This is a genomic window from Methanoculleus sp. DTU007 (assembly GCF_001512385.1).
GTDB classification, from domain to species: domain Archaea; phylum Halobacteriota; class Methanomicrobia; order Methanomicrobiales; family Methanoculleaceae; genus Methanoculleus; species Methanoculleus thermophilus.
In genome coordinates this window covers 16,577-30,016 of record NZ_LFRO01000064.1, presented here as the reverse complement: position 1 = coordinate 30,016, position 13,440 = coordinate 16,577, and the positions used below count along the sequence as shown (strand labels likewise).

Genomic DNA, 13,440 nt, shown 5'->3' with positions numbered 1-13,440 from the left:
CAGACACCGGGACCGGCGGCGCCGTCATCAAACGTGAAGAGGACGCCGTGCTTTACGCCCGCAGGTGTCGGGGCGCTACCCTGGTTCTTGATGGTGGCCTGGAGGGTCACCGCATCCCCGGCGGCCGGATTGGCTGGCTTCCAGGAGATGTTGGTCACCACAAGGTCCGGCTTCCCGGCGGGAGCCGGCGTGGTGGTGGGGGTCGGGGTGGGCTTCGACGCCGCACCTTTGACTACAATCTGCTCAGTCTTACTGTTGTTGTTCTCATTGCTCTCGGCGATCCGGTTGACGTCATCTACGGTGGCCTTCACGGTATGGGTACCCTCGAGGGCTTTCCAGAGCGCACCGGCTGAGCCGCCGTTTGCGGTCACTGTAACCCATGAGCCCGGAGCAATAGACTCCGTGTGGGTATCGGACCATACCCCTGGACCGGCAGCGCCGTCATCAAACGTGAAGAGGACGCCGTGCTTTACGCCCGCGGGTGTCGGGGCGCTACCCTGGTTCTTGATGGTGGCCTGGAGGGTCACCGCATCCCCGGCAGCCGGGTTGGCCGGCTTCCAGGAGATGTCGGTCACCACAAGGTCCGGTTTCCCGGAGGGAGCCGGTGTAGCGGTGGGAACCGGGGTTGTCGGTGTGATTGTCGGTGTCGGTACCGGTGAACCGGTGCGTGTCACCTTCACGTTCTGAAGAGTCACCTGACCGGCCGGGACCGTGTTTGCAATTGTCACACCGGAGGAGGTCGCAGGGAGCGTACTGGAGACAATCTCCATGTCCTTAACACGGACATTCTTGGTTCTGTAACCTTCGATCACGAACGGCTTTGAGGAGTTGGAGACAATCTGGCCAGAGAAGACAGTGTTTATGTTCTCTTTGGCCCAGACCAGCGTCTCAACCCGATCACCCGAGGCGTAGATGCTCACCTCGGCATTGTCGAACTGGCCGTTGGTGCCCCCGAGGCTCGAACCCTTACCTTTGTACCCGATCGGGTCGATCAGGTGGAAATTCCGGATCTTGATGTTGTTTGCAAGGTCAACCTGAAGGCCGTAGCCGTTCGTGTTGATGCTCGTGCAATTCTCCATCACCGTGGAGGGGTTAAGCGAACGGGACGGGACACTGTAGTAGCCGGCCGGCACTCGATAGGAGAAGTCAGTCCTACCGATACCGGTGTCCTTCTCGACACAGTTGTAGAGTTTGCCGCCGTTGGTCGTATAGAACCCGTTCATGGAGTTGCCTTCCGCCGTACAGTTGATGAACGTCACATCAGCGTTCGGAGCGTAGTAGCCGCACCCGAAGTAGTGGGTCGACATGTCGTTTGGATTGTAGGCCCGCGTTGGGAAAGGCTTCTGCCCGTTGTTTCGGCTCACGCAGTTCTCAAGGACCGCGTTCGTCACCTTGGGATCGAACTCGAAGTGGAACCCGGACTCCAAGGTCCCTTCCGCAAGACAGTTCGTCACGCGGAGACCGTCCATGTCATTGAGTTCGGCAAAGTCGAACCCGGTGATCCAGGGATTGAACTGCCCGTACTTACCGCAGTTGATCGCGGAGCAGTTGTCATAGCGGACGTTCTTGATCACCTTGTTCGTCGAGCCCCAGGCGTTGTGGAGGAACCCGTAGGTCCCGGTGTCCACAGCCTTGCAGTTGACGAACTCGACATCCTCAAGGGTCGGCGCATAGACGGTTGGATCGTGGATCAGGATGAAGACCGACTGGATGCTTGCATCCGCAGTTCCTGTAATGTTGTGGATCTTTGCGTGGCTTGCCCGGACGGTCATCACACCGAGCCATTTGGCGTTGGCGGTGTGGCCGGTCCCCTTGATGTGGAACCCGTCCACAGTAACGTACTCACGGTCGATGTTGATGCGCCCATCACGGGTGAACTCAAGGAACGTCGCATCCGGCCCCTCCCCAGCGAGCGTTGCCCTTGCTGGGGGGGAGATGATCCCGGGACACTTGTACGTTCCACTGGAGAGAAGGACAACACCACCGGATGATGGCAGGGCATTCAGTGCTGCCTGAATCTCCACATGATCGTTGACCCCATCACAGACATAGTCAGCCGCGGCTTTATCAGCCGCACTGCTGTCGCTTGCCGCGACAATGACTGTGGGGGTCGTCTCGAGCGCTCCGACAATCGGGACGAGCCCGACGATCAGGAGAGCTGCGATTAGCAACTTGGTTGTCCGTTTGTCTCGCATTATCTCACCTCTCGGGAGATACAGCATTATCTGACAAACCTGATTTAAAATGTTTTTTAAATTAAACAAACAAACACAATCACACTAAAATTTAAAAAAACTGATAAATTTCTTTAAATCAACTTTTTTCATATGTCAGCCATCATCAACATAAAATGAAAAATACTAAATATAGTAACAAAAATTTGCGCACATACCTTATAGTGTGCGTCCAGACAGGTCACGTTCTACAAACATACGGAAATTCAGACGGATTTGGAGTAATTGACCGGATAACTCAATATGCTCAAGAATTCAAAGAGGTCGTCCGGTCAAACGATCCGGCAATCCGTCATCCCTGCCGCATCATGGCGAGGGAGAGGCCGCCCGGAACAGGAGGGGTCCGTCAGACAAGAAAAAAGTAGTTCTCTTGGGGCTCGACGCCCCAAAACAATACCGCACAGTCTATTGCGTCCTCGAGGTGACCGCCACATTCTCAAAGGTCACCGCACCGGCAGGCACCGAATTCGAGAGGATAACGCCATTCGAGTAAGGCGCGAGACTTGCGGAGACAATCTCCATATCTTTAATTCGAACTGCCCGGGTACGATCACCCTCAATCACAAAAGGCTTTGGGGCATTTGAGATGATCTGGCCAGAATATTCGACATTTTCATTATTTCTGGCCCAGATCAACGTCTCAGCCCGGTCTCCCGACGCATAGATATTAATCACCGAATTCGCCAGCGGTCCCCCGTAGGAGCCCCCAAGATTAGTTGCCTTTCCGTCGATTCCGGCGGGGTTTATAAGGTGAAAACCGCTAATCCAGACATCACTTGCAAGGTCAATCTGGAGGCCATAGCCGTTTGAGTCGATACTCGAACAGTTCTCAAGCACCAGGGACGGGGCTATTGACTGGGTTGGGGCGGCGTAAAACGATGCAGGCTGGACGATCCGATAGTCAGTCTTTCCAGCACCGACATTTCGATCGATGCAATTGTAGAGTTTACCGCCGTTCGTTGCGTAGAACCCATACCGACTGTTCCCCTCGGAGTAACAGTTGATGAAGGTGATATCACCACGGGGAGCGTAGAACCCGCACCCGAAGTAGTGGGTTGACATGTCGTCCTCCCGGTAGGGTTTCATCGGGTAGGCTTTTTGCCCGTTATTCTTGCTGATACAGTTCTCAAGGATGCAATCGCGTTTTTGGGGCTCCCATTCAAAGTGGAATCCGGACTCCAGGGTCCCCTCCGCAAGGCAGTTTGTTACGCGAAGACCCTCGATATCGTTTAACTCTGCAAAGTTGAATCCGGTCACCCAGGGGTTGAATTGCCCGAACTTGCCGCAGTTGATAGCCTCGCAGTTCTCGTAGCGGACGTTTCGGATCACCTTGTTCGTTGAGCCCCAGGCGTTGTGGAGGAACCCGTAGGTTCCGGTGTCTACAGCCCTGCAGTTGATGAACTCAACATCCTCAAGGGTCGGCGCATAGATATCTGGGTCGTGGAGCAGGAGGAAGACCGCCTGGGTGCTCGCATCAGCTGTCCCCTCGATACCAAGGATCTTTGCGTGGCTCGCGTAAATGGTGAGCACACCCAGCCAGGGTTCTTTCCCGGTTCCTGAATAACCGGTGCCCCGTATGTGGAAGTTACAGAGAGTGACTGATTCATTGGAGACGAGAAGCCGTCCATTTTTGGTAAACTCAAGGAACGTCGCATCAGGACCTTCCCCACGGAGCATGGAGTCCGCACGCGGGTAGATACTCCCGGCGCAATTAAACGTACCTTCGGTCAGGGCGACCGTGCCGCCCGACGATGGCAGACGCTCGAACGCCCTCTGGATATCGAGGTGATCATCGGTCCCATCACAGTGGATATCAGCCCGGGCCTTTGAGGCAGGGCTGCTATCTCTTGCCGCGACAACGACCGTCGGCCCGGGGACCTCCGGGGGCACCACCGGTGTTGTGGGGATCGGTGTGATCGGTGAGGGAGGGAGAGGGGGGGGTTTTGGGACCGGCGGAAAGAAGTGCATAAACAGCACAACAGCACCGATTACAGCCACCAGGAACGCGATGGCAATGAGAATGCGCTTCTCTTTGGCTCCCAGATGCAGTCTCGTTGGCATGGAACTATGACCTACCCATTACTCGTTCAGCGTCGTCAGGGCGCCATGGCCGTCTAATCGCGGGACCAAGAGAAGTCCCGGCGTCTTCTGCCTGACGTATACCCTATGATAGCCAAGTACCATTTAAGGTTTTAGAAAGGAAACAGGCAGAAGGGCAGCCACTTCAGTGGGGAGGAGCGGTCGCCCGGCACATCCTCACCAATAAAGGCGACTCGATAGCGATAGTGAGGAACAGCGGCATCTCTGGACCAGGAGGTATCCTTCACTATGGTCTGCGGCGCTTGCGGAACAGGAGCACCTGGAATAGTCTACGCATCTATTCGGTACTGTTCGCCGGTAACACCTCAAGCCTTGAGAGATCCACACCCAAAGCCCCATCGTCCTCAGCCAGAACAGGGTGTGCGGCATCAGAGACAATCCTCCCGGAGTATGTGACATTTCTATTGTTCGCTATGTACAGCAACGTCTCCAGTCCTCCTCCCGACGCGGAGAGATCGATAGTTGAGTTAGAGACACCCGCATCGATCGTTGAGTTCACCAGGAGGGTTCCGGAGGGGCATCCCAGGATCGACCCGATGCCGTCGACACCTGCCGGATTCGTCATGGTGAAGTTCCGGATAAGGGCATTCTCCGTACCGCAGACGAAGATACCCCAGCCACCGGAGTCAGCGCTCTTGCAGTGCTCCATGACAAGGGATGGGTTCTCGGAAATGGGCATCGACTGGAGGATACAGTACGATATGGGTGCTACAGGGAGGTCTGCAATCCGGGTGCGCCCGGTGCTGCTCTCGGTACAGTTGTAGAGGAGCATACCGTTTGGGTTGACGATAAAGTAACCGAACATACTGTTACCTTCGGCATGACAGTTTATCAGAGAGACCTGACCTCCAGGGAGGTAGAAGCCGGATCCAAAGATGCTCGGGTCGCCGATACGATACGTCTCGGGACAGGGCTTATTTCCGTTATTCCGACTTGAGCAGTTGATGAGGACACAGTCCCGCTTCACCGGGTCCCACTCAAAATGGAATCCGGACTCCAGACTTCCCTCAGCAGAACAGTTGCTCACCCAAAGACCTTCGATGTTGTTTAACTCTGCAAAGTCAAAGCCGGTCACCCAAGGATTAAACGCCCCGTTTCTACCGCAGTTGATTGCCTGGCAGCTTTCGTAACGGACATCGCGGATCGTCGTATTCTCCGTTCCCCAGGCGTTATGAAGGAACCCGTAGGTCTCGGGATCCACGGCCCTGCAGTTTACGAACTCGATATCCTCGAGAGGAGGAGCGTAGACATTCGGGTCGTGGAGCAGGAGGAAGACCGCCTGTATACTTGAGTCAGCCGTACCGGTGACATTATAGATACGAGCGTGACTTGCATAGATAGTAAGCACGCCAAGCCACTGGCTGAGATCAAGAGTCGTTTCTGTGCTCAGATTTTTATAGCCGGTCCCTTCGATGCGAAAACCATCCAAGGTAACACGCACCTGTGAGAGATTGAGCCTCCCGTTCTGGCTAAACAATATGATTGTGGCATCCGGTCCCTGGCCGGAAAGCGTCGTTCCTGCCGTCGGGGCAATGCTTCCTGAGCAGTTGAACGTGCCATCTGAAAGGACAACCTTACCGCCGTCCGGAAGGGCGGAAAGCGCCATCTGAATTTCCACCTGGTCATCGAAGCCGTCACAGGTGTAGTTGGCCTGCGCCTTTGATGCGGGGTTGCCGTCGCTTGCCGCAACATACAGTATTGTGGGTACGGCAACAGCACCCTGGACAAGCAGGAGACTGAGAGTTATACCGATAAGGAGGGAGATTGATCGGCATTTGCCAGCGGCGTGTATCCGGGCTGGTTCTGCCAGCCAGGCATGCAGATAGGTGATCATTGTGCTCCCTGGATAACGTATGGATTACCGGGCATAGCCACCGGGCTCCACCCAGTATAGCAATAGGGATATAAAAATCAATGGGCAGACAAATCGGCCATTACATCAACCACGAACCTGGTTTTCGCTCAGTTCTACAGAAATCTCCATTGGTCCCGTGTGCTCACCTGACGGCCGGGATCAGAATTATGTGAACACTTTGGAGGGTTCTTAATTCTACAGAATAGATGATCAACTACGAAGATCGATTCCTCTGCAGGAGCAAAGATCGAGGACCGGAGAGACCGAATGGCAGGCCGATACAGGGCGCCGGTGGAATTGTATATATTGGAATACAATATTTATTAGAATATATGTCAGGAAAGAAGGAAGTCACCATCGGGATCACCGTCAACCTCGAGAATTATGAAAACCTCCGCCTCGAGGTCGAAGGAGATGTAGAGACTCACGAGGATGTGGACGACCTTATCGCGTTCCTTGACGGGATACTTGCCCGGCTCGGGCGTGGCGATCCGGCAACCGCCGAACGGGTGGATGCATACCGCAGGCGTGTCCTGGTAGCAAAACCCGCAGAGCAGACGAAAGCGGCCGCAGAGGTAGAACCTGCCATCCCGACAGCACCGACGATGGTGAAGGGTGAGCCGGCGCAACAGCAAAAGGAGAGTTCCTGTCCCCCGGTGGAGGTCATTGAGACGGCTATTCCGCCGGCCCCGGAGCAGCCGCAACCTGCGAATATTCCAAAACCGCCCGAAACCTCAGAGGAGAAGGCCCCGATTGCTCAAAAACCAGAGCCCGACCAGAAACAAGCTCCAGAAAAACCGGAGCAAACGGAAGGTAAGCCGGCAGCTGCACCGGCAGGTGACGTCTGCGAATTATGCGGGGCAGAAGTGACGAAATCCCAGGCAAAGCTCTCCCAACTTTTCATGAGCAAGACGCTCTGCAAGAAATGCATGGAACAGCCCTAAACCCATTTTTGATTGCGCAATGAGGATATCACAACCTGGAGGTTATAAATACTACAATATCCGAGGATTGTATGATGAAGAGGAACCTGCTCATGTGGGATGAGACGCTCTTTCGGGACCCCGAAGTCTTCGAGATCGATTACGTCCCTGAGCAGTTTAACCATCGCGATGCTCAAATGCAGGAGCTCGCCTTCCAGATACGGCCGGGCCTGCGGGGCGTCCGACCTCAGAACACCATCTGCCGGGGCCTCCCGGGAACCGGGAAGACGACAAGCGTAAAGAAGATCTTTGCCGAGATCGAAGAGGCGACAAAGAAACTGGTCCCGGTCTACATCAACTGCCAGATCGACAACACCAAGTTTGCCATCTTCTCTCAGATCTACCGACGGATAACCGGCCACCTGCCTCCAGCATCCGGCACATCCTTCAAACAGGTCTTTGACGCCATAGCCCGACACCTTCAGCGGGAGGAGCAGGTGCTCCTTGTAGCGCTCGATGATGCAAACTATCTCCTCCATGAAAACGAGATCAACCAGGTTCTTTATCCCCTGCTCCGCTCTCATGAGACCTATCCGGGGGTTCGGATCGGTGTTATCGCCATCGTCAGCGATATGTCCGTCAGCCTGCAGAGCGAGGTGGATGCCCGGGTGGCGTCGGTCTTCCGTCCCACCGAGATATACTTCCCCCCCTACTCGGAGGGGGAGATCCGTGCCATCCTCGAAGAGCGGGTCATACAGGGGCTCTACCCGAATGTTCTCCGGCGCGAGATGCTGGACCTCGTGGTTGAGCAGACCATGAAGAGCGGCGACCTCCGGGTCGGCATCGACCTTTTGAAGCGGGCGACCCTGAACGCCGAGAAAGCGGCCCGTCGCTCAATCGAGCGGGAGGATATCTGCAAGGCGTATGAGGTCTCGCGGTACCTGCATCTGGCCTACTCGATCCGGGCGCTTAAAGCGGAAGAGAAGAAGGTGCTCGGCAGAATTGCCGAGATGTCGATCCGTGATCAGGAGATGAACGCCGGTGATGTCTACCGTTTCGTCAAAGAGAAAGTTGGCGTCAGTTACACCAAATACTACGAGATGGTCAGGAAATTCGACGCAATGCGCCTCTTAAACCTCCATTATCGCCAGGGTCGGGGGCGGACCCGGTTGATCAGCCTCCGCTATGATCCCAAGCGTGTGCTGGAGCAACTGGGATTGGAGCAGACAGCAGCGTCATAAGCCTTTCATAACCCACCTTCGACTGCCTCGGAGGCGGGTGATATATCCCGCTATCCGCAACCGATTGATAACCCTTATCTGTTCTGCCACCGCTTGTACTCTGATGAGGTTTTCCACATGCTCAGCGTGAATGAACTGGCACTGGATATTTTTGAGGAACTCTTCGAATATGCCGAGGAATTCCATGCCGTCCCCCATGAGCTCGACAACGGCGCACGCATTATAGACTGCGGCGTCAGTACTCCCGGCGGATACCGGGCCGGAAAGCAATTCACCGAGATCTGTTTGGGTGGACTCGGTGATGTTAACATCACAATGGGCCGGATCAAAGACGTCCCAATCCCGTTCATCGAGGTCAGCACAGACTTTCCGGCCATTGCATGCCTTGGCGCCCAGAAGGCGGGCTGGACGATCAACGTCAACAAGTACTTTGCCATGGGCAGCGGCCCTGCACGGGCGCTCTCGCTCAAGCCCAAGCATACCTACGAGGTCATCGACTACGAAGACGAGTTCGACTACGCGGTCATCTGTCTTGAGAGCGACCACCTCCCGAACGCCGGTGTGATGGAGAAGATCGCCGAGGCATGCAATGTGGATGTGGCAAACACCTGCGCGGTCGTCGCCCCCACGGCATCGATTGTCGGCTCGGTTCAGGTCGCCGGGCGCTGCGTCGAGACAGCAGTCTACAAGTTAAACGAACTCGGCTTCGACACGAAGAAGATCACCGCCGGTATCGGCCACGCCCCGATTGCCCCCGTCAAGAAGGACGGCACGAAGGCGATGGGGAGCACCAACGACGCAACGATCTACCATGGCAGCATCATGCTGACGATGAACGCCCCAGAGATCAAGGACTACCTTGAGAAGATCCCAAGCAACAAATCCAAGGGGTACGGAAAACCGTTCTACGATATCTTCAAGGAAGCCAACTTTGATTTCTACCAGATCGACACCTCGCTCTTCTCTCCGGCCGAGGTCGTCATCAACGAGCTCTCCGAGGGTGTTGTCTACCACGTGGGAGCCGTCAATCCCGAAGTGACGCTGAAGTCCTTCGGATTCATCTAACCATTTTTTTGACGCGGGAGATCTCATCCCGCCCAAGATAGCACCTGCTTCAGAGTTATCCATACCCCCTGAACACCGCGAAAGCGCGATGAAACCCCTGACAGGGCAACAACGTTTATCCCTTACGATGCGAAACACTATAGAGCATCCACGGGCTTGTGGTCTAGCTGGTCATGACGTCGCCCTTACACGGCGAAGATCCCCGGTTCGAATCCGGGCAGGCCCATTCCAGTATGGCCCTGCAGCGGCAGGGTCATCTCGATCGTTTTTGATCCACCATGCGGTCTTCAGGGAAGTGTGACAGCCCCTAGCCCGGGGTGTAGGTCACAATCTATGCCATGGTCAAGTCGACCGAGGTCATGGTTGCCACCGATTGAGAAAATCCCACCTTTTTCCACGCAAGGCGGCAACACATAAATAGACCGGCAGCCGCTATGCCCATACCCCGGGACGTTGAGGTGCCGGAGCCATGATGCGAGAGGTCTCATCTCTTCTGATCGCGGTCATCATCTGTATCATACTCACCGGTGCCGTCATCGTCTACATTACCCTCCAAGACGGGGGCGCACCTCCCTCTCCAGGGCTGACCGGCCCGTCTCCGACCCCAACATCAGGGATACCGGTCGCGACAGAGGCATCGGAACCAACAACGGCCCCCCGTACATTCTCCATCAGCGTGACGCCCACAACCGTCACAGCCCGGCCCGGAGATCCGGTCAACTTCACGCTCACGGTGCACCCCGAGAACGGCTTCGCCGCACCCGTCAGGATTGAGGTCTCTGCTACGGCTCTCGACGGCGCGTACCGCGATACCAGGGACCTCGGCACGGTCTCCCCACCCTACCCGCCGGTCACATATATGGTCATAACCCCTGATCTCCCGCCTTTCGTCTCCACAACGACAGTGGACGCCACGGTGAGAGCAACCGGGGAGGGGATCGTCCAGACCAAGCAGGTGCAACTGATTATCCGCAGATAGGGTAGGTATGATACCGACCAACACGGCTCATCCAGGCACTGCGTGGAGCTTTCAAACCATACCTTTCGCACTCATAGCCCCACACTCCAGAGGCTTTTTGAGAGAGTCCCAAATTGCCCACGAATCCCTGGAGATGGTCCGAAACAAAGACCATTTCTGAGCGGTCCATACGGTCAGCAGAGAGGTTAGGAGAGTTGGCTGCCGGTATGGAGTGAGGAGAGGATCTCAAAAATTTAGAGAGATTATCGCAAACCCCACAATTTCCACTGGAGATTTAGACGCAGACACTGGAGCGGCCCGGAGGGGTTGGCACACCGCATCCAACCGCCAGCGCCGGATACCATTGAGCTCGCGTCTCCATCAAGACCGATCGCCACCATCCGATGTCGGGAGAGATATCGCAGGCAACCTGGGTGATGTCCGGGTAGAAACCGAATGAGCATGCCCAAGGCCTACAGGAGATCGCGCTTTCAGTGCCTGATAGAGGATTACGGGGCGAAAAGAGGCTTAGCAGGAGAGGAGTTACCCATCCTCTCCCACGACGTCGAACCAGACCGGGTCAGGGCAGTCCGGCCGGCCGCCATAGTTGATGGTGATCTCCTCGTCTTTCTCTATGGTCCGATGTGCATAGATGCGGATCTCCCCCCGGGGAACGTCGCAGATATGATCTGCATTTGCATGGTAGGAGTGATTGTAGAGAGACCCATAACCCAGCGCCACGGCGGCAAGTTCCGGGTCTTTCCCCCAGGCAAAGTAGTAGTCAAAGAGGCGCGTTTGGTCAAGGAGTTTCTGATCATCTGCTCCACCAAGCACGATCACCGGGCAGACCTCGATCAGCTCACCGGCATCAATCCTCCTGCGGGCGAAGACGCCCCGTCCACGACCGCTCGACGAGCTGATATACACGGAATCGGAAGGGTAGATAGCCCAGCCCATCTCTGCAACATTATCCGTCATGGTATCGCTGTAACTGCGTACGAAGTACAGTGGTGGGTTTTGTTTGTGTAAAAGGGATGCGCAAGGCTCAGCCAGGCGGATTGAGATCCCGGCAAAATCGCCCAGGGATCAAGAACACCAACCGCCTGCGCGGAAAGTAGGTCCCGCACCAACCCGGGAGCAGGGCCATTAAGCGAAAGAGTGTTGTACTTGCACGACCCCACAGCGTATCAGGAGGCAGAGAGAATCGGCGACATCATCGTAGCGCAGGACCTCGAGAAGCGGTTTGAAGACCTTGTTGCGGTCGACCGTATCTCCTTTCGTGTCAGGGAGGGAGAAGTCTTTGGGTTTCTCGGCCCCAACGGGGCAGGAAAGACGACGACCATGAAGATGATCCAGTGCATCTCCCCTAAGACCGGCGGAACGCTCGAGGTCTTTGGCATGGACGTGGATACTCACCAGCAGGAGATCAAGAGCCGCCTCGGCGTGGTGCCTCAGGAGACCAACCTCGATCCGGATTTCTCAACCTACCAGAATTTGCTGGTCTATGCACGCTATTTTGGTATCCCCAAGCATGAGGCGGAGCGGCGAGCCGAAGAACTCCTTGCGTTTATGCAACTGGAGGAGAAACGGGATGTCCTGATCGAGAAACTCTCCGGCGGGATGAAACGCCGGCTGATCATCGCCCGAGCACTCATCAACGAACCAAGACTGCTCATACTCGATGAGCCCACCATCGGGCTCGACCCGCAGGCACGGCACCTGATCTGGGAGAAACTCCGGAACCTGCAGGCGAAAGGTAACACCCTCGTCCTCACCACACATTACCTTGACGAAGCAGAACGCCTCTGCGACCGGCTTGTGATCATGGATCACGGGAAGATCCTCGTTGAGGGGGCGCCGGCGGACCTCATCCGGGAACATGCCGGAAGCGACGTCGTCGAGGTCAAGCGGGTGGAGACGGCAGTCGCTCGCCTGGACGAGCTCGGCGTGGACTACGACCTTGCCGGGGATGTGGTCCAGGTCTTCACGGATAACCCCCATGAGATTGCACGCGACCTGCTCGAGGTCTGCCGGCACAAAGCGGCGGTGACGGTCCGCCCCGCAACTCTCGAGGATGTCTTTCTGCGGCTGACCGGCCGGAGCCTGCGGGAGTGAAGAGACGATGGTCGAGATCAGCAGCAGGGTATGGAGCGTCTGGCGGAGAAACTGGGATGCGTTTCTTCGAACCTACCGGGTGAACTTCATCCCACCCTTCGTCGAGCCGGTGCTCTACCTCCTGGCACTTGGGTTTGGGCTTGGGACCTACATAGAGGCTGTGGACGGCATACCGTACCCGGTCTTCATCGCACCGGCCCTCGTCTCGATATCGGTGATGTATTCGGCCTTCTTTGAGTGCACCTACTCGTCATATGTCCGGATGTACTACCAGAAGACGTTTGACGCCATCATCGCAACACCCGTCAGCATCGATGAGGTGATCGCCGGGGAGATGCTCTGGGGCGCGACCAGGGGGATGATCTATGCGGCGCTGATGCTCCCGGTGCTCGTCATCTTCGATGTCGTGGCCATGCCCTCATCCTTGCTCCTCATTCCCTTCGCGTTCCTTGCCGGTCTTCTCTTTGCGGCGATAGCGATGTGTTTTACGGCGATCACGCCGAGCATCGATGCGTTGAATTATCCGTCATTCCTCTTCATCACCCCGATGTTTCTCTTCTCAGGGACATTCTTTCCCCTCGACCTCCTGCCGCAGCCGGTCCAGTACTTCGCCCTTGCCGCCCTCCCGCTCACGCATATCGTCAGCGTCAACCGGGCGATCACCCTCGCTGCATTCTCGCCGATCAACCTCTTCAGTCTCGCCTGGATTGCCGTGGCGACGCTGCTCTTCTTTCTTCTCGCTATCAGGCTGATGCGAAGGAGGCTGATCGTCTAACTCTCTCACGTTAGAAGGATTCACGGAGCGCGTCTGCACAACCGCAGAACAACGTCAGCTGAAAAAAAGGGATTAAAATCGGGGTTTCCTGTACTTTGGAAGGCAGTCGCGACAGTAGACAGGCCGACCCTCCGTCGGCTTGAAAGGAACTTCGCACTCCTTGCCGCAGTCGGA

The 13,440-nt window shown here is 56.1% G+C and carries 11 protein-coding genes and 1 tRNA gene; 7 read left to right on the top strand and 5 right to left on the bottom strand.

Going from position 1 to position 13,440, the window contains the following annotated elements; all coding sequences use genetic code 11:
- The 3 genes from ACI94_RS06955 to ACI94_RS06945 all read right to left on the bottom strand — a co-directional run.
- On the bottom strand, window positions 1–2,195 hold a 2,195-nt coding region (locus ACI94_RS06955; protein ID WP_286681253.1), incomplete at its 3' end, for a CARDB domain-containing protein.
- 444 nt (window positions 2,196–2,639) lie between these two features.
- Window positions 2,640–4,295, bottom strand: coding sequence for a hypothetical protein (locus tag ACI94_RS06950; protein ID WP_066957100.1), 1,656 nt, complete (start codon window positions 4,293–4,295; stop codon window positions 2,640–2,642).
- A gap of 316 nt (window positions 4,296–4,611) precedes the next feature.
- The gene (locus tag ACI94_RS06945) at window positions 4,612–6,168 is read right to left on the bottom strand and encodes a hypothetical protein (RefSeq protein WP_191092831.1); all 1,557 of its coding nucleotides are present in this window, start codon (window positions 6,166–6,168) and stop codon (window positions 4,612–4,614) included.
- Window positions 6,169–6,521: 353 nt separating this feature from the next.
- On the opposite strand from ACI94_RS06945, the gene ACI94_RS06940 reads away from it, so the two are divergent.
- From ACI94_RS06940 to ACI94_RS06920, 5 genes are all read left to right on the top strand, one after another.
- The gene (locus ACI94_RS06940; RefSeq protein WP_066957103.1) at window positions 6,522–7,133 is read left to right on the top strand and encodes a hypothetical protein; all 612 of its coding nucleotides are present in this window, start codon (window positions 6,522–6,524) and stop codon (window positions 7,131–7,133) included.
- Window positions 7,134–7,207: 74 nt separating this feature from the next.
- Window positions 7,208–8,353 carry an ORC1-type DNA replication protein gene (locus tag ACI94_RS06935; RefSeq protein WP_273259041.1) on the top strand — a complete coding sequence of 382 codons (1,146 nt, stop codon included), beginning with the start codon at window positions 7,208–7,210 and terminating at the stop codon, window positions 8,351–8,353.
- Window positions 8,354–8,470: 117 nt separating this feature from the next.
- Window positions 8,471–9,418, top strand: coding sequence for a methenyltetrahydromethanopterin cyclohydrolase (gene mch / locus ACI94_RS06930; RefSeq protein ID WP_066957108.1), 948 nt, complete (start codon window positions 8,471–8,473; stop codon window positions 9,416–9,418).
- A gap of 152 nt (window positions 9,419–9,570) precedes the next feature.
- A tRNA-Val gene (locus tag ACI94_RS06925) sits at window positions 9,571–9,644 on the top strand.
- Window positions 9,645–9,887: 243 nt separating this feature from the next.
- Complete coding sequence (locus ACI94_RS06920; RefSeq protein WP_273259040.1) at window positions 9,888–10,397, top strand: hypothetical protein; 510 nt, start codon at window positions 9,888–9,890, stop codon at window positions 10,395–10,397.
- A 522-nt stretch (window positions 10,398–10,919) separates the two neighbouring features.
- On the opposite strand, the gene ACI94_RS06915 is transcribed toward ACI94_RS06920, so the two are convergent.
- Complete coding sequence (locus tag ACI94_RS06915; protein ID WP_066957114.1) at window positions 10,920–11,354, bottom strand: SET domain-containing protein; 435 nt, start codon at window positions 11,352–11,354, stop codon at window positions 10,920–10,922.
- Window positions 11,355–11,579: 225 nt separating this feature from the next.
- On the opposite strand from ACI94_RS06915, the gene ACI94_RS06910 reads away from it, so the two are divergent.
- Window positions 11,580–12,491, top strand: a complete 912-nt coding sequence (locus ACI94_RS06910) for an ABC transporter ATP-binding protein (protein WP_066957716.1) — start codon at window positions 11,580–11,582, stop codon at window positions 12,489–12,491.
- Window positions 12,492–12,498: 7 nt separating this feature from the next.
- A complete protein-coding gene (locus tag ACI94_RS06905) occupies window positions 12,499–13,266 on the top strand; it encodes an ABC transporter permease (protein WP_066957117.1) in 768 nt (255 codons plus the stop codon).
- Between the two features lie 72 nt (window positions 13,267–13,338).
- On the opposite strand, the gene ACI94_RS06900 is transcribed toward ACI94_RS06905, so the two are convergent.
- The coding region (locus ACI94_RS06900) for a CxxC-x17-CxxC domain-containing protein (protein WP_353743252.1) at window positions 13,339–13,440 on the bottom strand (102 nt) is incomplete at its 5' end.